The organism is Aquitalea magnusonii (assembly GCF_003202035.1).
Classification (GTDB): domain Bacteria; phylum Pseudomonadota; class Gammaproteobacteria; order Burkholderiales; family Chromobacteriaceae; genus Aquitalea; species Aquitalea magnusonii.
Map to the genome: position 1 here is coordinate 107,159 of NZ_QJKC01000012.1, position 20,899 is coordinate 128,057.

General features: G+C 62.3%; 20 protein-coding genes. 9 read left to right on the plus strand and 11 right to left on the minus strand.

The features are described 5' to 3' along the window. Nucleotides 1-69: 69 nt before the first annotated feature. The 3 genes from nrdR to DFR38_RS13860 all read right to left on the minus strand — a co-directional run bounded on the left by nrdR (nucleotide 70) and on the right by DFR38_RS13860 (nucleotide 3,126). The gene (gene nrdR / locus DFR38_RS13850) at nucleotides 70-528 is read right to left on the minus strand and encodes a transcriptional regulator NrdR (RefSeq protein WP_059285336.1); all 459 of its coding nucleotides are present in this window, start codon (nucleotides 526-528) and stop codon (nucleotides 70-72) included. A gap of 148 nt (nucleotides 529-676) precedes the next feature. Further along, nucleotides 677-1,924 (minus strand): serine hydroxymethyltransferase, encoded by a 1,248-nt coding sequence (gene glyA, locus DFR38_RS13855; protein ID WP_059285337.1) that lies wholly within the window; start codon nucleotides 1,922-1,924, stop codon nucleotides 677-679. 95 nt (nucleotides 1,925-2,019) lie between these two features. Then, nucleotides 2,020-3,126, minus strand: a complete 1,107-nt coding sequence (locus tag DFR38_RS13860; protein ID WP_059285343.1) for a hypothetical protein — start codon at nucleotides 3,124-3,126, stop codon at nucleotides 2,020-2,022. A 420-nt stretch (nucleotides 3,127-3,546) separates the two neighbouring features. Here DFR38_RS13860 and DFR38_RS21055 point away from each other — a divergent pair, with 420 nt between their 5' ends. Continuing rightward, entirely contained in the window at nucleotides 3,547-3,798 is a 252-nt protein-coding gene (locus tag DFR38_RS21055) for a hypothetical protein (protein ID WP_146215981.1), read from the plus strand. Between the two features lie 79 nt (nucleotides 3,799-3,877). Here DFR38_RS21055 and yfcF read toward each other — a convergent pair whose 3' ends face one another. The 3 genes from yfcF to ilvD form a co-directional block, all read right to left on the minus strand. Beyond that, nucleotides 3,878-4,516 carry a glutathione transferase gene (yfcF, locus tag DFR38_RS13865; RefSeq protein ID WP_059285338.1) on the minus strand — a complete coding sequence of 213 codons (639 nt, stop codon included), beginning with the start codon at nucleotides 4,514-4,516 and terminating at the stop codon, nucleotides 3,878-3,880. A 24-nt stretch (nucleotides 4,517-4,540) separates the two neighbouring features. After that, nucleotides 4,541-4,927, minus strand: coding sequence for a nuclear transport factor 2 family protein (locus tag DFR38_RS13870; RefSeq protein ID WP_059285339.1), 387 nt, complete (start codon nucleotides 4,925-4,927; stop codon nucleotides 4,541-4,543). A gap of 83 nt (nucleotides 4,928-5,010) precedes the next feature. Next, a complete protein-coding gene (gene ilvD / locus DFR38_RS13875; RefSeq protein WP_059285340.1) occupies nucleotides 5,011-6,864 on the minus strand; it encodes a dihydroxy-acid dehydratase in 1,854 nt (617 codons plus the stop codon). A 198-nt stretch (nucleotides 6,865-7,062) separates the two neighbouring features. Between ilvD and lgt the strand changes: the two genes are divergently transcribed. The 8 genes from lgt (at nucleotide 7,063) to DFR38_RS13915 (ending at nucleotide 14,616) form a co-directional block, all read left to right on the plus strand. Beyond that, complete coding sequence (gene lgt / locus DFR38_RS13880) at nucleotides 7,063-7,914, plus strand: prolipoprotein diacylglyceryl transferase (RefSeq protein WP_059285341.1); 852 nt, start codon at nucleotides 7,063-7,065, stop codon at nucleotides 7,912-7,914. Between the two features lie 119 nt (nucleotides 7,915-8,033). Then, entirely contained in the window at nucleotides 8,034-8,882 is an 849-nt protein-coding gene (locus DFR38_RS13885; protein ID WP_059285342.1) for a putative selenate ABC transporter substrate-binding protein, read from the plus strand. Further along, nucleotides 8,879-9,676 (plus strand): phosphonate ABC transporter ATP-binding protein, encoded by a 798-nt coding sequence (locus DFR38_RS13890; RefSeq protein ID WP_110313543.1) that lies wholly within the window; start codon nucleotides 8,879-8,881, stop codon nucleotides 9,674-9,676. The genes DFR38_RS13885 and DFR38_RS13890 overlap by 4 nt, the downstream gene beginning before the upstream one ends. Continuing rightward, the gene (gene phnE, locus DFR38_RS13895; RefSeq protein ID WP_244909909.1) at nucleotides 9,670-11,238 is read left to right on the plus strand and encodes a phosphonate ABC transporter, permease protein PhnE; all 1,569 of its coding nucleotides are present in this window, start codon (nucleotides 9,670-9,672) and stop codon (nucleotides 11,236-11,238) included. Before DFR38_RS13890 ends, phnE begins: the two co-directional genes overlap by 7 nt. A gap of 186 nt (nucleotides 11,239-11,424) precedes the next feature. After that, on the plus strand, nucleotides 11,425-12,231 hold the full coding sequence (locus DFR38_RS13900) for an ABC transporter substrate-binding protein (protein WP_059287184.1): 807 nt from the start codon (nucleotides 11,425-11,427) through the stop codon (nucleotides 12,229-12,231). Nucleotides 12,232-12,320: 89 nt separating this feature from the next. Continuing rightward, the gene (locus DFR38_RS13905) at nucleotides 12,321-13,058 is read left to right on the plus strand and encodes an amino acid ABC transporter permease (protein WP_059287183.1); all 738 of its coding nucleotides are present in this window, start codon (nucleotides 12,321-12,323) and stop codon (nucleotides 13,056-13,058) included. Continuing rightward, nucleotides 13,055-13,729: an amino acid ABC transporter permease gene (locus DFR38_RS13910; protein WP_059287182.1), complete on the plus strand. Its 675-nt coding sequence runs from the start codon at nucleotides 13,055-13,057 to the stop codon at nucleotides 13,727-13,729. Before DFR38_RS13905 ends, DFR38_RS13910 begins: the two co-directional genes overlap by 4 nt. A gap of 119 nt (nucleotides 13,730-13,848) precedes the next feature. Then, complete coding sequence (locus tag DFR38_RS13915; protein ID WP_059287186.1) at nucleotides 13,849-14,616, plus strand: 3',5'-cyclic-nucleotide phosphodiesterase; 768 nt, start codon at nucleotides 13,849-13,851, stop codon at nucleotides 14,614-14,616. Nucleotides 14,617-14,722: 106 nt separating this feature from the next. On the opposite strand, the gene DFR38_RS13920 is transcribed toward DFR38_RS13915, so the two are convergent. From DFR38_RS13920 to ppx, 5 genes are all read right to left on the minus strand, one after another. After that, nucleotides 14,723-15,487 carry a substrate-binding periplasmic protein gene (locus DFR38_RS13920; RefSeq protein ID WP_059287181.1) on the minus strand — a complete coding sequence of 255 codons (765 nt, stop codon included), beginning with the start codon at nucleotides 15,485-15,487 and terminating at the stop codon, nucleotides 14,723-14,725. Between the two features lie 112 nt (nucleotides 15,488-15,599). Next, a complete protein-coding gene (locus tag DFR38_RS13925; RefSeq protein WP_059287180.1) occupies nucleotides 15,600-15,815 on the minus strand; it encodes a heavy-metal-associated domain-containing protein in 216 nt (71 codons plus the stop codon). Between the two features lie 16 nt (nucleotides 15,816-15,831). After that, the gene (locus DFR38_RS13930; protein ID WP_110313544.1) at nucleotides 15,832-18,174 is read right to left on the minus strand and encodes a heavy metal translocating P-type ATPase; all 2,343 of its coding nucleotides are present in this window, start codon (nucleotides 18,172-18,174) and stop codon (nucleotides 15,832-15,834) included. A gap of 126 nt (nucleotides 18,175-18,300) precedes the next feature. Beyond that, nucleotides 18,301-19,368 (minus strand): magnesium/cobalt transporter CorA, encoded by a 1,068-nt coding sequence (gene corA / locus DFR38_RS13935; protein WP_239688815.1) that lies wholly within the window; start codon nucleotides 19,366-19,368, stop codon nucleotides 18,301-18,303. A gap of 2 nt (nucleotides 19,369-19,370) precedes the next feature. Beyond that, nucleotides 19,371-20,864, minus strand: coding sequence for an exopolyphosphatase (gene ppx, locus DFR38_RS13940; RefSeq protein ID WP_233170336.1), 1,494 nt, complete (start codon nucleotides 20,862-20,864; stop codon nucleotides 19,371-19,373). Between the last annotated feature and the right edge of the window lie 35 nt (nucleotides 20,865-20,899).

The window sequence follows — 20,899 nt, forward strand, 5'->3', positions numbered from 1 at the left end:
GTCCTGCGGGGTGGCGGCAGCCGGCATCAGATGGCGGGCCGGCGCCGGCATGGCGCAGCCCGCCCTGTTTCAATGATTGGACTTCTGGATTTCCCTGATCGCATCAGAGAACTCGGAAATATCCTGGAAACTGCGATAGACCGAGGCAAAACGCACATAAGCCACCTTGTCCAGCTTGGCCAGTTCGTTCATCACCATTTCGCCGATCTGGCGGCTGGATACTTCGCGTTCACCCAGCTGCAGCAGCTTGTGACAGATGCGGTCGATGGCGTCATCCACCAGCGCGGTCGGCACCGGCCGCTTGTGCAGGGCGCGCAGGAAACTGGTGCGAACCTTCTCGATATCGAATTCGGAACGATGGCCACCGGATTTGACCACCTGCGGCATGCGCACATCGGCGGTTTCAAATGTCGTGAAGCGCTTTTCGCAGGCCAGACAACGACGACGGCGACGGATGCTGGCCCCGTCCTCGCTGACTCTGGAGTCGATGACCTGGGTATCGGCATTGCCACAGAAAGGACATTTCATGACGTGTCAATCCAGTATGTTTGATGAGGTCTGATGGTAGCAGCAAAGACCTGACAGGTTAATGCCTGCAACGGTAAAGCCGCCTTGATTTGCCGCAGATAAGAAAAAAGGCAGCCCGCAGGCTGCCTTCCGTCCGGCAAGCAATTGCTTACTTGGCGTAAACCGGGAAGCGATGGCACAGCGCGGTGGCCTGTTCGGCAACGCGGGCGATGGCGGCATCGTCAGTCGGATTATCCAGGACATCGGCCACCAGATTGGCCACCATGACCGCCTCGGCTTCCTTGAAGCCACGGGTGGTGATGGCCGGCGAACCGATACGGATGCCGGAAGTCACGAACGGGCTTTCCGGGTCGTTCGGAATGGCGTTCTTGTTGACGGTGATATGCGCACGGCCCAGCAGTGCATCGGCAGCCTTGCCGGTCAGGCCCTTGGGACGCAGGTCCACCAGGAAGACGTGGCTTTCGGTACGGCCGGAGATGATGCGCAGACCGCGTTCGGCCAGGGTACGGGCCATGGCGTCGGCGTTCTTCAGCACTTGTTCCTGATAGACCTTGAATTCCGGTTGCAGCGCTTCCTTGAAAGCGATGGCCTTGCCGGCAATCACATGCATCAGCGGGCCGCCCTGCAGGGTGGGGAACACATTGCTGTTGATGCTCTTTTCGAACTCGGCCTTGGCCAGGATGATGCCGCCACGCGGACCACGCAGGGTCTTGTGGGTGGTGGAGGTCACGAAGTCGGCATGCGGTACCGGGTTCGGATACACACCAGCGGCGATCAGACCGGCGTAGTGCGCCATGTCGACCATGAAATAAGCACCGCACTTCTTGGCGATCTGGCCCATGCGTTCGAAGTCGAAGCGCAGGGCGTAGGCGGAAGCGCCGCCAATGATCAGCTTGGGCTTGGTTTCCATCGCTACGCGTTCCATGTCGTCGTAGTCGATTTCTTCCTTTTCGTTCAGACCGTAGGCCACGATGTTGAACATCTTGCCGGACAGGTTGGCCGGGGAACCGTGGGTCAGGTGACCACCGTGGCCCAGGTTCATGCCCATTACGGTGTCGCCCGGCTTCAGGATGGAGAAGTACACCGCCTGGTTGGCCTGGCTGCCGGAGTGCGGCTGCACGTTGGCGTATTCGGCACCGAACAGTTGCTTCACACGGTCGATGGCCAGTTGCTCGACCACATCAACGTGTTCACAGCCACCGTAGAAACGCTTGGCCGGATAGCCTTCGGCGTACTTGTTGGTCAGCTGGGAGCCCTGGGCTTCCATCACTGCGGGGCTGGTATAGTTTTCGGAAGCGATCAGTTCAATATGATCTTCCTGGCGTTGGCACTCGGCCTTGATAGCGGCGGCCAATTCCGGGTCGAACTTGGCAATCGTCTGGTCAGCTGCAAACATCTTTGACTCTTCCATCAAAGGGTTAACGATGAGGCCATTCTACACGAATCGCCCTCTGAAACATTTTCACATGAAGCGTTTTTACCAACGCCGCTTCAGCCCTGCCCGTTCAGCTGCGGCAAGTCGTCTGCGGTAAAGAACAGCGGAATGCCATCGCGGCTTTCCGGGTAAACCGCCGGCAGCACATGGACATCGCGCACCCGGCACTCCGCCATCAGTTCGCGGAAGTTCGATTCGATCAGCGCCACATTGTCCATGGCCGCCAGTGGCCAGACAAAGGCTTCCCAGTTGCGTTCGTCGCCTTCTGCCGACAGGGTGATGTGCAACTCACCGTTGTCATGGGCGGACAGAATGGCCACCGGGTCTTTCGACAGCTCACGCAGCCGGCGGATCTGGCTGCTGGCAAACACCTGCAAGGCCACTTCGAAACGGGCGAAATTGCCGGCCACCAGCGCCTGCATCACCGGCAGGGGCGGGCGGGCAATCGGGAACAATGTCACACCATCTGTATGCAATTGTTCGCCCAGGAATTTCATCAAGGGCATGCCCCAGGCGCCGACAGCACCACCCAGCTGTACCGGCGCGGCATCGCCCGGCTGCTGGATGGCCACACCCAGCAGGTAACGCAGGAACACGCCCTCTTCTTTCAGGGTGATGGCGGCACCGTTCAAGGCTTCACCAACACCATCTGCCGCGCTGGTCAAATCACGGGTCAGGCGGTACAGCCTGGCCGCATCCATCGCCACTACCGTGTCCGGATGCAGCAGTTGGCCGAATACGCGGACATCGCCATCCGAGCTGATGACGCCATGTTGGCGCAGCAACGCGTTCAAGCCGTCTTCATCAGCAATGGCGGCAGGCAGCGTTGCCTGGTTCTTGCTGCCGGCCACCAGCACCAGCGGCAGGGCAAACACATGGGCACAGCGCCCGTCCGGCTGCTCCACTGCCGCCCGCAATGCATCCCAGACAATCTTATAAGTGTCTTGTGACGGCACCATCGCCAATGCGACCGAAATGGAGAGCAATTCGCCACGCTGCAGCATTTGCGCCATGGCATCGCGAATGGCGACAAACCACAACTCGCGATCCGCTTCTGTGGTGGCGTTCTGCACCGACAGCGCGTTGTGGATCAGCATATTGGTCAGCGATACCTGCGGGTGGTACTGGCGCGGGTCCGGAAGAGTGAGAAGCGGCTGCGACATCATGTCATCCTGCTGAAATCGGGAAAGGCCATATTGTCGCACAATCCGCCGCGCCCGGATCACCAAGCAAGCGCTTGACTTTCACTTTCAAACATAAGCATGTGCTAATTAGCGACAGAAACGGATATTTTTTAGCTTTTCGAAAATTCGGATGTTGACACTCGAGCGCGACATCCGGATAATCCGTACTCGTTGAGATGCAGCAATTGCTTCTTGATAGTTTCTCCTCTATTTCTCCTTTGTAGACTTGGCGCGGGCCTCACGGCACCGCGCATTTTTTTGTCCATTCGCCGGCCAACCCCAGTAAAAATCTGCATAACACAATGTTATTAAAGATTTTTTACACCAGAAGCACTTTCCCCCCATTCGCTGACAAGCACGCCGGGCAGCAGGACAGGCTGCTCCTGGGCATGACTGCGCATGCCAGTCACTGCCGGCAACCCAGGACAATGGAATGAACGCTGGCCATGTTCGGATCTGCGCAATATTGCGCAGCAAATGAAACATATACTGTATACAAGTTCAGATTGTGACAAAAAAGAAAAACCGAACATGCGGAAATGTTCGGTCTTGCTGAGCGAGCAAGGCAAAACAGCGGGAATTGCGCTGTTGATCGGGGAATCCAGTCTGGGGACCAAACTGGAAATGATGAGACTGCACCAGAGAAATTAAGTTCGGACTTGAAGAAAATTCCACACCGCAGCCAAGCAGCACTGTGGCGGGCCGCACACAGCGCAGCGGCTGTCCGGCATCAGGCCAGCGCCGGGCGCGCTAGCTGCAGCCACTGCTGCACTGATGGTCGTTGCCATTGCCGGGCAGCGTAATCTGCCAGCCGCTGCGGCATGGGGTCGCCATTCAGGCGCAGGCGATTGAGCATCAGCGCCAGATCGACATCGACAATGCTCCACTCGCCAAACAGGCTGTCCCGCCCCGGTAGCAGCAACTGTTCGGCAACACGCAGCAGCTTGTGGGCGGCGCGCTGGCCGCTATCCGACAAGGGCTGGCGCACTGGCCGGTAAAACACCACCAGCGTATCCCGCTCTTGCCGCAAAGGCAGCAGATCACTGCGTAACCAGGCCTGGATTTGCCGTGCCCGCGCCTTGTCCTGGGCCGATTGCGGGTACAAAGCCGGGGCGGGGAACAACTCGTCCAGATATTCGGTAATGGCCGAAGACTCACTGAGCACGAAATCACCATGCTGCAAGGCGGGCACCCGCGCGGTCAGTGAACTGGCGGCATAGGCCGGTGCATGATTGGCCCCGTGATCCAGGTCCAGCGTGGCCAGGGTAAAGGGCAGCTGCTTTTCCTGTAGCGCCACATACACCGACATGGCATAGGGGCTGCAGTACTGGGCATCGACAGTAAGGTGTAGTGCTGCGCGACTGTGCATCGGTGACCTCCTTTGGCGGTGGCGTTAATCAGTGCCGGGCTGGTCTAGTTGCTCAGGCCCGGCGATAAAGCTGGCGCTGCTGATCTTGCCCGCTTCCACGGTATACAGACACAGCAGCTCGATCTGGCCCGGTCCCTCGGCAAAATTGCGCCTGACCATTTCATGGTCAATCACCACCTGCCCAATGACCTGACGCCGTAACAGCCTTGCATGCAGATCGGGCTCGGCGAAGCGGGCGATGGCCCGCTGGCGAATCTCGGCATGACCACGCGCCAGCAAGGTGGCAGGGTGCTGGTACTGGCAGGCATCGGGGGCATAAGTGGCTAGCCAGCCTTCCAGATCATGGGCGTTGTAGGCATCCAGCTGTTGCTGCACTACCGCTTCGGGCGACAAATACGCTGTGTCAGCCATGCAGGCTATCTCCTGTTGTCGATTGAGCGCAAAAAAAACGGCAGCCGCAGCTGCCGTTCTTGCACATTCTGCGGGCAGTCCGCTTATTTTTCCACCTGGGTCACATCACGCACCGCGCCGGTATCGGCGCTGGTGGTCATGGCCGCGTAAGCACGCAGGGCGGCGCTGACCGGACGCTGGCGGTCCACCGGCTTCCAGGCATCACGGCCACGCGCGTTCATGGCGGCACGGCGCGCAGCCAGTGCCTCGTCGCTGATGGCCAGACGGATGCCGCGGTTGGGGATGTCGATCTCGATGGTATCGCCCTCTTCCACCAGGCCGATGGCACCGCCTTCGGCTGCTTCCGGCGACACGTGGCCGATGGACAGGCCGGAAGTACCACCGGAGAAGCGGCCATCGGTCAGCAGCGCGCAGGCCTTGCCCAGGCCCTTGGACTTGAGATAGCTGGTGGGATAGAGCATTTCCTGCATGCCGGGGCCGCCTTTGGGGCCTTCGTAGCGGATCACCACCACGTCGCCAGCCACAATCTGGTCGTCCAGAATGGCGGCAACGGCATCGTCCTGGCTTTCGAAGATGCGGGCACGACCGGTGAACTTGAGGATGGAATCATCCACACCAGCCGTTTTCACGATGCAGCCACGCTCGGCGATATTGCCGTACAGCACGGCCAGGCCGCCGTCCTGCGAGTAGGCATTGGCCTTGTCGCGGATGCAGCCAGCGGCGCGGTCGTCATCCACCGTCGGGTAACGCATGGATTGCGAGAAGGCGATGGTGGTGGGCACGCCACCCGGTGCGGCACGGTAGAAGCGGCGGGCTGCGCTGTCTTCGCCATGGCGCATGATGTCCCAGGCTTCCAGCCCCTCGGCCAGCGTCTTGCTATGAATGGTGGGTACATCGCGGTGGATCAGGCCGGCACGGTCCAGTTCGGACAGGATGGCCACCACGCCACCGGCGCGGTGTACATCTTCCATATGATATTTCTGCGTGGCCGGCGCCACCTTGGACAGGCAGGGCACCGAGCGCGAGATGCGGTCGATGTCAGCCATCTTGAAGTCGACACCGGCTTCGCTGGCAGCCGCCAGCAGGTGCAGCACGGTATTGGTGGAGCCGCCCATGGCCACGTCCAGGCTCATGGCGTTTTCAAAAGCCTGCTTGGTGCCGATGGCACGCGGCAGCACGCTGGCGTCGTCCTGTTCGTAATAACGCTTGGTAATGTCGACGATCAGGCGGCCGGCACGCAGGAACAATTCCTTGCGGTCGGCATGGGTGGCTACCAGGCTGCCGTTGCCCGGCAGCGACAGGCCCAGTGCTTCGGTCAGGCAGTTCATCGAGTTGGCGGTGAACATGCCGGAGCAGGAGCCGCAAGTCGGACAGGCCGAGCGTTCCACCCGCTCCACGTCCTCATTGGAGATGGCGCTATTGGCCGCTTCCACCATGGCGTCGACCAGGTCGAGCTTGCGGATGTCGTTGCCCCATTGCACCTTGCCGGCTTCCATCGGGCCACCGGAAACAAAGATCACCGGAATGTTCAGGCGCATGGCGGCCATCAGCATGCCGGGGGTGATCTTGTCGCAGTTGGAGATGCACACCAGCGCGTCGGCACAGTGGGCATTCACCATGTATTCCACGCTATCGGCAATCAGGTCGCGGCTAGGCAGGCTGTACAGCATACCGCCATGGCCCATGGCGATGCCGTCGTCGATGGCGATGGTGTTGAATTCCTTGGCCACCCCGCCGGCGCGTTCGATTTCACGCGCCACCAGCTGGCCCATATTGTGCAGGTGGACATGGCCGGGGACGAACTGGGTAAAGCTGTTGGCAATGGCGATGATGGGCTTGCCAAAATCCTCGTCTTTCATGCCGGTGGCGCGCCACAGGGCGCGGGCACCCGCCATGTTGCGACCGGCGGTAGAGGTTTTGGAACGGTATTGGGGCATGTCTTGTTTCCTTGATGATCAGATGCTTGCAGAGCACATTGCCGCTGACCGCGCCTGTGTTGCAGGCCGGTCTGCCCTCTCCGGGGTGCCGCTGGATCGGGCTGGCCACATTCTGTCATGGTAATGACAGGACGCGGCGGAACGCATTCCGTATAATTTCGTCCATATTCTTTTACCGCAAACGCACCGACCTGACAAATGATCGTTCATCCGCAGTTTGACCCCGTCGCCATCCACCTGGGCCCGCTGGCCATTCACTGGTATGGCCTGATGTACCTGCTGGGCTTTGGCCTGTTCCTGCTGCTGGGTAATTACCGCATCCGCCAGGGCCATGCCTTCCTCACTTCCAAGCTGCTGGACGACCTGCTGATGTATGGCGTGCTCGGCGTGGTGATTGGCGGACGCCTGGGTGAAGTGCTGTTTTACGAGCCCGGCTACTACTTCAGCCATCCGGCGGAAATCTTCATGGTGTGGAAGGGTGGCATGTCCTTCCATGGCGGTTTCCTGGGGGTGCTGGTGGGCATGGCCTTGTTTGCCCGCAAACAGCAGCGCAGCTTCTGGGAGCTGACCGACTTTATCGCTCCGCTGGTGCCGCTGGGCCTGGCGGCCGGACGTATCGGCAACTTCATCAATGGCGAGCTGTGGGGCCGCGTGGCCAGCCCCGACCTGCCCTGGGCCATGTTGTTTCCGCAGGCGCGGGCCAATGATCTGGCCGAGGGCCAGACTTCGTCCGATCTGCTCAATATGCTGATGCAGTATGGCGCGCTGCCACGTCACCCTTCGCAGCTGTATGAATTCCTGCTGGAAGGCATCGCCCTGTTTGCCGTGCTGTGGATCTACAGCAGCAAGCCGCGTGCCCGTGGCCAGGTGTCGGCGGTGTTCCTGATCGGTTACGGTCTGGCGCGTTTTGTCAGCGAGTTTTTCCGCAATCCGGACGCCGGCATCTTCGGCCATTCCTACACCATCAGCATGGGCCAGTGGCTGAGCCTGCCGATGATCATCATCGGCGTGGCGCTGCTGCTATTCTTCGGCAAACGCCAGCCACGCTAGGCTATAATTGCCGCTGGCAGCTTGTAGCCTGCCATCATCAGTTTTATCCAGAAAGCCAGTCATCGACTGGCTTTTATTTGTCCTGCGGCCTTTCGCCCGCACCGCTAAGGAAATCTGGCATGAAAACCCTCAAGCTCACCCTGGCCACTGCCTTGCTGGCCTTGTCCGCCCTGGCTTCTGCCGAAGAAGCCGTGCTGAAAGTCTCCGCCATTCCCGATGAGGCCCCGACCGAACTGCAACGCAAGTTTGCGCCGCTAGGCCAGTATCTGGAAAAGGAGCTGGGGATGAAGGTGCAATTCGTGCCGGTGACCGATTACGCCGCGGTGGTGACTGCGCTTAACAGCGACAAGATCGACATGGCCTGGCTGGGTGGCTTTACCTTTGTGCAGGCCAGCCTGCACGGCAAGGTGGTGCCGCTGGTGCAGCGCGAGGAAGACAGCAAGTTCACCGCCAAATTCATCGTCAATGCAGCGACGGGCGCCAAATCGCTGCAAGACCTCAAGGGCAAGAGCTTTGCTTTCGGCTCGGCCTCCTCCACTTCCGGTCACCTGATGCCGCGCTACTTCCTGCAGAAGGAAGGCATCAAGCCGGAAACCTTCTTCAAGAACGTCGCCTATTCCGGCGCACATGACGCCACCGTGGCCTGGGTCGCCTCCGGCAAGGTGGATGCCGGTGCGCTCAATGCCTCGGTATGGGAAAAGCTGGTGCAAAGCGGCAAGGTGGATGGCAGCAAGGTGAAACTGCTGGCCACCACGCCGCCCTTCTACGATTACAACTGGACGGTGCGCGGCAATCTGGACAAGAAGCTGCAGGCCAGGATCACCAGCGCCTTCCTCAAGCTGGACCCGAAAAATCCGCAGGACAAAGCCATTCTCGATCTGCAACGGGCCAGCCGCTTCATTCCCACCAAGGCTGACAACTACAAGGGTATCGAGGCTGCGGCAGAAGCGGCAGGCCTGCTCAAGTGAGCCTGCAGTTTGACAGCGTCAGCCTGCAACTGGGCGGAACAGACATCCTGCGCGCGATCAGTCTGAGCCTGGCCCAGGGGGAGCAGGCGGCGCTGATCGGACCATCCGGCGCCGGCAAGACCTCGCTGCTGTTGCTGGCCGCCACCCGCTACCGTCCCGGACACGGCAGCCTCAACCTGCTGGGCGACAATCCCTGGCATGTGTCACCGCGCTGGCTGGCCGGTTTGCGCAGCCGCATCGGCATGATCTACCAGGCAGCACCCTTGCCGGCCCGCCAGCGGGTGGTGCATGCGGTGGCAGCCGGACGGCTGGGGCAGATGTCCGGCTGGAGCGCGTTGCGCCAGCTAGTGTGGCCGGACGACACGGCAGCCATCCTGGACAGCCTGCAGCGGGTGGCGCTGGCCGACAAGCTGTGGCAACGCTGCGATCAGCTGTCCGGCGGGCAACGCCAGCGCGTCGGCATTGCCCGGGTGCTGCACCAGCGTCCCGCGCTGATACTGGCGGACGAACCGGTGGCAGCGCTCGACCCGCGGCTGGCCGATGACACCATCCGCCTGCTGTGCGACGAAGCCGCCGCACGCCAGTCCACCCTGCTGGTCAGCCTGCATTCGGTGGAACTGGCACTGGCTTATTTCCCGCGCATCATCGGGGTGCGCGATGGCCAGATCATGTTCGACCTGCCACGCGAGCAAGTGCATCCGGGCGTGGTCAGCGCCCTGTATGCCGGTGAAAGGCTGCGCGAGCCGGCTGAGCCACCCGCCCCGGCCGCCAGCCGCCAGGACCTGCGATGCTGAGCAGCCATCCGCGCGATCCGGCGCGCTGGCCGCGCCTGCTTACCCTGCTGCTGTGTCTGGCCTTGCTGGCCCCCAGCTTCAGCCTGACCCAGTTCAACCCGGCCACCCTGGCCAATCCGGATAGCTGGCGCACCATGGCCGGCTTTGTCGCGGGGTTCTTCCCCATGGCGCTGCAGGCGGATTTTCTGCGCGATGTGGCACGCGAAACCATCACCACGCTGGCCAGTGCCACCGCCGGTATTGCCTTGGCCATGCTGCTGGGTGCGCCGCTGGCCTTTGCCACCAGCCATGCCTTGCAGCGCCATGTGCTGGGTGGCGAGCGCCCTGCCCGTCTGGCCTGCTGGCTGGCCTCGGGGCTGCGCGGGCTGATGGTGATCTTGCGCGGCATTCCGGAAATCGTTTGGGCGCTGCTGCTGGTACGGGCGGTCGGCCTGGGCAGCCTGCCTGCGGTGCTGGCCATCGGCCTGGCGTATGGCGGCATGCTGGCCAAGGTGTATGCCGAGATTCTGGAATCACAAACACCCGGGCTGGCTTCTGCCCTGTATCTGCAAGGGGCCAGCCGCTGGCAGTGCCTGCTGTACGGCCTGTGGCCGCAAGCCCTGCCCGAGCTGCTGAGCTATAGCGTATATCGCTGGGAGTGCGCCATTCGCGCCTCGGCGGTGATGGGTTTTGTCGGTGCCGGTGGCGTGGGCCAGTTGCTGGACACCAGCCTGAAAATGCTCAATGGCGGCGAAGTCAGCACCCTGCTGCTGGTGTTCCTGTTGCTGGTCAGCCTGAGTGAAGGCGTCAGCCAGTTATCGCGCCTTGCCCTGGGCCGCGTAGCCACCACGCGCATGCTGCCGCTAATGGGCCTGCTCGCCGTGGCCGCCAGCGTGCTGTGGCTGTGGCCGGGCTGGCGGGATAGTGGTTTCGACAGCAGCGCCATCGTGCGCTTTGCCCGGGACTTCTTCCCCCCGGCCAGCGACATGCTGGCGGACATCGCCCACGGCGTTGTGGAAACCCTGGCCATGTCGGGGCTGGGCAGCGTGCTCGCTTTTATGGCTGGCGCGGTGCTGGCCATGCCGGCCGCCGGCCGGTTTGGTTGGGCTGCAAAGTGGCTGAGCCGGCTGTTGCTGAACGTGCTGCGTGGCGTGCCCGACCTGCTATGGGCTGCCATGGCGGTACTGGCCGTGGGCCTTGGCCCGGCGGCCGGGGTGCTGGCGCTGGCCTTGCACACCACCGGCGTGCTGGGGCGGCTGTTTGCCGAGACACTGGAAAACGCCGACCCGGAGCCGGAGCTGGCCTTGCAGCAGGTCGGGGCCGGCAGGCTGCTGGCCTTTGCCTACGGTCAGTTGCCCACGGTATGCAGCCAGTGGCTGGCCTACACCCTGTACCGCTGGGAAAACAATATCCGCAGCGCCACCGTACTGGGCATCGTGGGCGCCGGCGGCCTGGGACAGCAGCTGTATCTGGCCTTGTCGCTGTTCCAGCAGCACCGGGCAGCCAGCCTGATCATCGCCATGCTGCTGCTCTCGTGGGCGGTGGAACAGCTCAGCCGTTATTGCCGGCAGCGCATGGGCTGATTCCTCAGCATGCACAACTCCTTGCAACGGCAGCCTTGGGCTGCCGTTTCTTATTCCATATTCTGATAAAAAATGCAGTTTTAATCGTTTTACCTGCTGAGCAGCAGCGCCTAGCATGGGGGCCATTCACTGCACTGCCTACCGGTACTGCAGTCATTGTCATCTCACTCCACAAGAGGCTTAGCCATGAAAACCCCTTCCCTGCTACTGGCGCTCACCCTGCTGGGCACTGCCGGCCATGCCCTGGCCGACCGTCTGGACGACATCAAGAAAGCCGGCGTGCTGCGCGTGGCCGCTTTCGACAGCAATCCGCCCTTCGGTTTTCTGGATGCGCAAACCCACCAGATCAGCGGGCTGGATGTGGAAGTGGCCCAGGCCATTGCCAGGAAACTGCAAGTAAAACTGGAACTGGTGCCCACCAATCCCGCCAACCGCATTCCGCTGCTGGTGGCTGGCAAGGCGGATCTGGTCGCCGCCAACTTTACCGTCACCGACGAACGCAAGAAACAGGTGGATTTCAGCCTGCCCTACTTTGCTTCCGGTCAGCAGTTCATTGCCCGCAAAGGCAGCCTGAGCAAGCCGGAACAGCTGGCCGGCCTGCGCGTGGGGGTGGACAAGGGCACCACCCAGGAAATCTACCTGCGCGAGAAATACCGCCAGACCACGGTAGTGGCCTACGACGATACCCCGCTGGCCTTTACCGCGCTGCGTAACGGCAATGTGCAGGCCATTTCGCAAGACGGCTCCAAGCTGGCTGCGCTGCTGGCCAATGCCCCGGACAAGGCCAAGTACGAGCTGGCGCCCTTTACCCTGACCCGCGAATACCAGGCCATCGGCCTGCCCAAGGGCGAAGCCCGCCTGAGCAAGGCAGTGAATGACACGCTGCTGGAACTGGAAAAGTCCGGCCAGGCCCGCAAGATCTACGACCGCTGGTTCGGCCCCAAGACCAAGGCTCCGCTGCCGCGTGATTTCAAGATCGGCGACGCTGCCTGATTTTTCCCCGGATCAGCCCACCGGCCTGCGCCTCGGTCGCACGGGTCGGTTTTCTGCGTTTTCATCCCCCTTACGGAAAGAATGGACAGATGACTCCGCCTTCCTGGCTGGGACAAGGCTGGCTGGCACCGCACTATCTGGGCTGGCTGCTGCATGGTGCAGCCATGACGGCCGCACTGGCACTGTGTGTCAGCCTGGCTGCCAGCTTGCTGGGCATCTTGCTGTGCGCAGCACAGGATAGCCCGCTGCGCGTACTGCACTGGCCTGCCCGTCTGTTTTGCAGCCTGCATCGCAACACACCGCTGCTGGTGCAGGTTCTGCTGTGGTATTTCGGCGTGGGTGGCCTGCTGCCGGATCAGGCCATGCAATGGCTGAACAGCCCGCACCAACTGGCGCTGCCGCTGGGCTTGAGCCTGTCCTGGCCCTCGTTTGAATGGCTGGCCGCCTGGATTGCCCTGTCCTGGTATTCGGCCTGCTTTATCAGCGGAGAACTGGCCGCTGGCCTGCGCACCGTCGGCAGCGGGCAGCGGCTGGCTGGCCGGGCCCTGGGCATGAGCGAGTGGCAGATTTTCCGCCTTGTCGTGCTGCCGCAGGCATTGCGCCATATTCGTCAGCCACTGCTTGGCCAGTACACCGCCATCATCAAGAACACCTCGCTGACCATGGCCATTGGCGTGGCCGAGCTGTCCTATGCCTCTCGCCAGGTGGAAAGCGAAACCCTGCTGGCCTTTCAGGCCTTTGCCGTGGCCACCTTGTTCTATCTGCTGCTGGTCATCGCAACACAGCTGGCCGGGAGCCGGCGCAGCGCCGAGGAGCCTGGCCGATGATGCTGAGCTTGCTGCATGACAATCTGGACTATCTGCTGTGGGGCAATCTGGCCCAGGGCCAGCCAGGCGGGCTATTGCTCACCGTCGGCATCAGCCTGGCCGCAGGCGTGCTGGCCACGCTGGGTGGGCTGGCCGGGGGGGTTGCGCTGTGCATGGGTGGGCCGCGGCTGTGCCGGGTACTCAACACGCTGGTGCAGATCCTGCGGGCCATCCCGGTGCTGATGCTGATTTTCTGGTGCTATTTTCTGCTGCCGATCCTGTTCGGCATCGACATTCCTGGCGTGTTGACGGTGATTGCCGCGCTGGCGCTGATCAATGCCGCTTATCTCAGCCAGTCGGTCAAGGCCGGCATCGATGCCATCGGCGACGGGCAGTGGCGCGCAGCGCAGGCCCTGGGCATGACCCGCTGGCAAGCCCTGCGCTACATCATCCTGCCGCCAGCCTTGCGCGCCATGTTGCCGTCCTTCGTCAACCAGTGGATCACCCTGCTGAAAGACAGCTCGCTGGCCTATGTGGTGGGCGTGGCGGAATTCACTTTTGTCGCCACCCAGATCAACAACCGCGAGCAGGTCTATCCCTTGCAGATCTTCGGCCTGCTGGCCATCGGCTATCTGTTGCTGTGCAGTGCGCTGGAATGGCTGGGCCGGCGCGCCGGCCGCATGCCGGCCTGAAGGCGTCCTGCCGCGCAAGCCGGCGCAGCTTGGCCACCGCACCATGCGCTCCGGCGCAATGCTGCGCCATCGACTACACTGGCTACAGATTGAACGGGCTGATGAGCGAGGGCTTCCACATGCATGTCAAGGTTCTGGGTGCGTCCGCCGGTATCGGACAAGCGGCGCGTACCACCAGCTTTCTGGTCGATGGCAACTGCCTGATCGACTGTGGCACCGGTGTTGCCGACCTCGATACCGACGCGCTGTTGCAGATCGACACCGTACTGCTGACCCATAGCCACCTGGACCACAGCGGCAGCCTGCCCTTGCTGGCCGATGCCCATGTGACACACGGCGGCAGGGGGCTGGACGTCTACACCCAGCAGGAAACCATCAGCGCGTTGCAGCAGCACATGTTCAACGGCCTGCTGTGGCCGGACTACACCAAGGCGGCCCCCGGCAATATGCCATGGGTGAGGCTGCATGCACTGGAAGTGGGCGATTCGATCTCCCTGCCCGATGGCATTGCCACCGCCCTGCCGGCGGAGCACAGCGTGCCGGCACTGGGCTGGCTGCTGGAAGGTCCATGGCGGGCGCTGGCCTTTACCGGCGACTCCGGCCCCTGCCTGCCTTTCTGGCACTGGATCAGCCATGTCCCGTCATTGACGGATGTGATTTGCGAATTGAGCTATCTGAGCGAGCAGTCGGCCCTGGCGCTGAAAGGCGGCCACATGTCCCCCGCCCTGCTGCTGCCGCTGCTGGAAATCCTGCCACCCAATGTCCATGTGTGGATCACCCACACCGAAAGCAGCCTGCGCAGCCAGCTGCTGGAGCAGGTGCGCAAGGAACTGCCCTCGCTATTGCACCTGCATCCGCTGGAGCAAGGCATCAGCATCGAGTTGTAAGACCCGGTAACAAAACCCCGGCGCCAGCGTTACGCTGCCTTGGCCCGGATTCTCCACGAGGTTTTGTCAGCGCTTCCCGGGGGAGATGGGACAGAGCGGCAGCCGCTTACGGGCTGCTGCCGTAAATGCGCTGCAGCGGTTGCATGATGCGTGCCAGCCGGCCGCTGCGACGGACATGCTCAAAACCAGCGCGGACCTGTTGCACCAGCACCTCGCTGGTATCACGGTTGAACACCATGTACAGGCCGGACTCCAGCTCGCTCAGCACATAGACAGGCTCGATCTGGCTGCAATCCAGGCCGTGCGGCGCACACTTGGCCAGCCCCAGCGGCACCAGATCGATGCGGCCAGCCTGTAACATCGGCAATAGCAGATCGCTGGAGCTGACCACCATCAGGGTCTTGTCACCGCCTTCGGCAAAGCCCTTGCGCCGCAGGTATTCCTCGCGGAAATCCATATTGACCACGCCGATGCGATAGCGCCGGGCATCATCCAGGCTGTGCACCACCACGTCGCCACGCCCTTTCTTGCGAAACAGCGCGATGCGGTTGGTCACCAGCGGGCCTATCCACTTGAACTTGTTCTCGCGTTCCGGGGTTCTGGCCACCGGATACATCAGGGTGCCGGGCCGGGCCAGCGTGGTGGTGTAGATTCTGGCCCAGGGCTGGATATCCACCTGGTAGGGCAAACCGGCGCTGGCCAGGGTGGCGCGCACGATGTCGGTGCAATAGCCCCGTATCGCCCCATCCTGCCGATAGGAAAAAGGCAGGTTGTCTTCTGCCAGCACCGGCAGTGTTGCAGCCAGCGCCCAGCTGCTGCAGACCGCCAGCCCGCAGCACATTGCCACCCACTTGATCAAAAAGCGCATCATCGCGTCATCTGCGGCCTGAAGCCGTCTGCTTGTAAACGACTGATGCCGGCCTGCGCGACCGGCATCTGCAATGACAGCAGTATAAGTGTTTATACCGATGGCCGGTACTGATTCATTCGCTGGCGACGACCTCGAAGCCGGCATCCACCACGGCGGCCGCCAGTTCTTCCGGCGACACGGTCGCCGCATCGTACACGACGTGTGCCTGCTTGCTTTCCAGGCTGACCTCGGCGCTGCTGACACCCGCCATGGTGGACAATACCTGGCTGATGCTGTTGGCGCAGCCGCCGCAGCTCATGCCTTCGATATGCAGTTTCAGTTCGCTCATGCTCGTTCCTTTCCGTTTATTTCCAGCGGCGCAGCAGCAGCGAATTGCTGACTACCGACACCGAACTCATGGCCATGGCAGCCCCTGCCAGTACCGGATTCAACAATCCCAATGCCGCCAGCGGAATGCCGAGCGCATTGTAGATGAAGGCAAAAAACAGGTTCTGCCGGATTTTTCCCAAGGTGGCACGCGACAGGCGGATGGCATCGGCCACCTGTTGCACATCACCACGCATCAGGGTGATGTCGGCGGTTTCCAGTGCCACGTCCGCGCCGCCACCCATGGCGAAGCTGACATCGGCGAGCGCCAGCGCCGGGGCATCGTTGATGCCATCGCCCAGCATGGCCACCTGCAGGCCGGTCGCCTGGAGTTCGCGCAGCGCATCCGCCTTGTCCTGCGGCCGCAAACCGGCGCGATAGTGGTCAATGCCGGCCTCGGCAGCGATGGCGGCGGCCGTCGATGGATTATCGCCGGTCAGCATGATGACCCGCACCCCCATTTGCTGCAAGCTGCGCACCGCGGCGGCCGAGGTGGGACGCAAACGGTCGGCGACGGCCAGCAGGCCAAGCAAGACATCATCGCGGGCGACGGCAATCACGCTCTGCCCCGGTGCACGCCATTCTGGCGGTAAGGGCTGGCTGCAGGCCCACTCCGGCCGCCCGACCCGTATCCTGCCATATCCTGCCAGCTCGGCAATCACCCCCTGCCCCACTTCGGCACGGAAGGACTGCAGCGCCAGCAAGGGCAGCTGACGCGCAGCCGCCTGTTGCAGCAGCGCCAGCGCCAGCGGGTGTTCCGAGCCGCTCTCCGCACTCGCTGCCAGGCGCAGCAACTGGTCCTGATCGCCATCGGCAGCCCAGAGGTGGCTGAGCTGCGGCCGGCCTTCGGTCAGCGTACCGGTCTTGTCCACCACCAGCAGCTGGATGCGGCCGGCGCTTTCCAGTGCCGTGGCATTGCGAAACAGCATGCCGCGGCTGGCCCCCTTGCCGACGCCCACCATCACGGCGGTCGGCGTTGCCAGCCCCAGCGCGCAGGGGCAGGCAATCACCAGCACCGCCACCGCATTGATCAATGCCTGGCTCCAGTCGCCCAGCCAGCAGCCGTTGAGCAACAGGGTCAGCACCGCCAGGCCGGCCACCACCGGCACGAATACGCCGGCAATGCGGTCGGCCAGCCGCTGGATCGGCGCCTTGCTGCCCTGCGCCTGCCCGACCAGCCGGATGATTTCCGCCAGCTGGGTGTGGGCGCCAACACTGACCGCGCGTATTTTCAGCATGCCTTGCAGATTGCGGGTGGCGGCATAGACCTTGTCGCCCACCGTCTTGGCCAGCGGCATGCTCTCGCCAGTCAGCATGCTTTCATCGAGGCTGGCCTTGCCTTCCAGCACCACCCCGTCCACCGGCAGGCTTTCACCGTGGCGCACCAGCACCACATCGCCCACCTGCAACTGGTCCACCCCGATCTCCTGCAGGCTGCCGTCACGCTCGATGCGCGCCGTGCGTGGCGCCAGCCGCAGCAGGCTGGCAATGGCCCCGGCACTCTTGCCGCGTGCCCGTGCTTCCAGCAGCTTGCCCAGCAATACCAGGGTAATCACCGCCGCACTGGCCTCGAAATACACATGTTGCTGCTGCCAGCCCGCCAGGGTGACCACGGTGGACAGCAGCCAGGCCATGCTGGTGCCCAGCGCCACCAGCACATCCATATTGGCCCCGCCGCTGCGCAGCGCATGCCAGGCACCGCGATAAAAGCGCCAGCCGATGAGGAACTGCACCGGTGTTGCCAGGGCCAGTTGCAGGCCGCGTGGCAGCATCAGCTGGTGCCAGCCGAACAGCATGGCCAGCATTTCCAGGAAAAATGGCAGGGTGAGCAAGGCCGAGGCGGCAAACCACAGCAGCTCGCGCCGGTATGACTGCGTCTGCGCGGTGCCATCCTGGCCGGCATCCTGCTGCAGCGTGGCTGTGAAGCCGGCCCTGCTCACCGCTGCCAGCACGTCGGCCGGCTGCACGGTGCCGGTGGCAAACTGCAGGCGGGCAGTGGCGGTGGCGAAATTGACCTCGGCAGTGCACAGCGGCAGTTTGTTCAGCACTTTTTCCAGACGCACCGCGCAGGCGGCACAGCTCATGCCGGCGATAGCCAGTTGCAGTTGCTGCTGCGGCAGGCTGAAGCCGGCTTTGTCGATGGCCGCCTGCAGTTGGGCGATGCTGGTGGCCGCCGGCTGGTAACGGATGAGCGCCTGTTCGCTGGCGAAGTTGACACTGGCACTGACGCCATCCAGCCGGTTCAACACCTTCTCCAGGCGGATGGCGCAGGCCGCGCAATGCATTCCGGCAATGGGCAGGGTAATGACAGATTCATTCATGACGGCCTCCTCGGGATGTCAGTATATACCCCCAAGGGGTATATGAACACCACCATAAAGCAAACGCCAGGCATGAAAAAGCCGCAGGGCCTGCGCGCTGCGGCAGCGGATGCAACAGGATGCACGTCAGATCCAGTTACGCTTCCAGAACAGCCAGATCAGCCCGCCGGCAATGGCGGCCATCAGCCCCAGCACGGCAAAATAGCCATAGTGCCAGTGCAGCTCCGGCATGTTTTCAAAGTTCATGCCATAGATGCCGGCAATCAGGGTCAAGGGCATGAAGATCATGCTGAACACGGTCAGCACGCGCATTTGCAGGTTCAGCCGGTGCGACTGGGTGGACAGATACAGGTCCAGCATGTCGGCCACCATTTCGCGTGACATTTCCAGCGATTCGATGACATGCATGGTGTGGTCATAGGCATCGCGCAGATAGACCTGGGTTTCCTGCCGGATCAGGATGAATTCGCCACGGGTCATGGTCAGCAGCATCTCGCGCAGGGGCAGGATGGAGCGGCGCAGCTTGAGACAATCATGTTTCAGCCGCTGCACCTTGTTGAGCACACCCACTTCGCGGCCACGCAGCAGCAGCTGGTCCGTCCGCTCGACATGCTCGGTAAACTGGCTGAGCACGCCGAAATAATCGTCGATGATGGCATCCAGCAGTGAATACGCCAGATAGTCCGCGCCCTTGCCGCGCAGCACGCTGTGCGGATTGCGCAGCCGTTCGCGCACCGGCTCGAACACCCCGGTCGGCCTTTCCTGAAAACTCAGGACAAAGTTTTCTCCCACCACCAGATACATCTGGTCATAACTGAGCCGGCCACCGTTTTTGGGAAAATCGAACACCCGCGTGGCGATGAACAGATAGTCGCCATAGTCTTCCAGCTTGGGACGCTGACGATTATTGAGAATGTCCTCCTGCACCAGCGGGTGCAGCTGGAATCGCTCGCCGATGGCCTGCATCACGGCGGGGTCGTGCAGGCCATAGACATTCAGCCACTGTATCGGCTGCGCCGGCTGATGGGCCAGCCCGGCGGCAATGCTGTCAAAACGGTTTTCAGTCAGCTGCTGCGGCCCGAATTCCACCAGGGCCAGGCTGGAGCTGGAGAGTTTCTGCTCGCCGACTGGCAGCAGGCTGCCGGGTGCCTCGCCCAGGCTGGGCACCCGTTGTTTCACTTCGGCATGGCGCATGATTAAAGCTGGCTGACGTCGAGTTCGAAACCGACATTCTTCCACTGCAACACTTCCTGACGGAAGGCGCTGGCAGTCAGCGGATTATCATTCAGCCAATTCTGACTCATGGTCAGCACAAAACCTTTCACATCCAGCTTGAGGTCGAGCAATTCCGGCAGGGTGATGGCCATGCGGCTGCGATAGAACAATACCGCCAGGCGCAGCGCGACCACGGCCTGCCACAAGGCGGGGTCGTTCACCACCTGCTGCATCTTGCCCATGTCGCCGCGATGGCCCAGCACGATGGTGGCCAGCATGGCCTGTTCGCGCTTGGAAAAACCCGGCATATCGGCATTTTGCAGGATATAGGCCGAATGCTTGTGGTAAGCGGTATGGGCGATGGTCAGGCCGATTTCATGTAGCCGGGCCGCCCAGATCAGCCGCTTGAGCATGTCCTGGTCCACATCCTCGCCCGCCACCATGCGGTACAGCCGCTCGGCCAGGGCCTGCACCCGCTCGCTTTGCGGCACATCCACGTGATAACGGCGCTTGAACAGCTGCACCGTGCTTTCGCGCATGTCCTTTTCGCGCTGGCGCCCCAGCAGGTCGTAGAGCACGCCATCGCGCAACGCGCCTTCGGCCACGGTCATCTTGCTGATGCCAAGTTCTTCGAAAATGGCGATCATGATGGCCAGCCCGCCCGGCAGCACCGGCAGGCGGTCGGCCTTCAGGCCGTTCAGGCTGACGTTTTTCAGGGATTCGCGCTTGATCAGTTCGGCACGCAGTTGCAGCATGCCTTCCAGCGTGATGTCGGAAGCCGACCAGTCGTTGATTTCCAGGATGTCGCGCAAGGAACGGGCGGTGCCCGAGGTCCCCACCGCCAGTTGCCATTCTTCCGGGCGGTATTCGGTGGTGATGCGCTGGATTTCATTGCGCGCCGCCAGTGTGGCATCGGCAAAATTGCTGCGGCTGAGCTTGCCATCGGCAAAATAGCGCATGCTGTAGCTGACACAGCCCAGCGGCAGGCTTTCGGTTACATGGGCCTTGAACTGGCTGCCGATGACAAATTCGGTCGAACCGCCGCCAATATCCACCACCAGCCGTCTTTCCTTGGTGGCGGGCAGGGAGTGCGCCGCACCGATATACACCAGCCGTGCTTCTTCGCGTCCGGCGATGATTTCGATGGGAAAGCCCAGCAGCGCTTCGGCGCGCTGAATGAAATCGGCCGAGTTTTTGGCTACCCGCAGGGTATTGGTGCCGACGATGCGCACCTGGGCCGGGCTGAAGCCGCGCAGGCGCTCGCCAAAGCGGGCCATGCAGGCCAGGGCTTTTTCCTGGGTGGCGTCGTCCAGGTATTTGTCGGCAGTCAGGCCCGCGCCCAGACGCACGGTTTCTTTCATGGCATCCAGCGGGTACAGCTGGTCTTCTACAACACGGGACACTTGCAGACGGAAGGTGTTGGACCCCAGGTCGACCGTGGCCAGCACATCCGGGGTGGGCAGGGTTGTGGTCAAAGGCTAGCCTTTTCCAATATGGTTTGCTGCGCGGC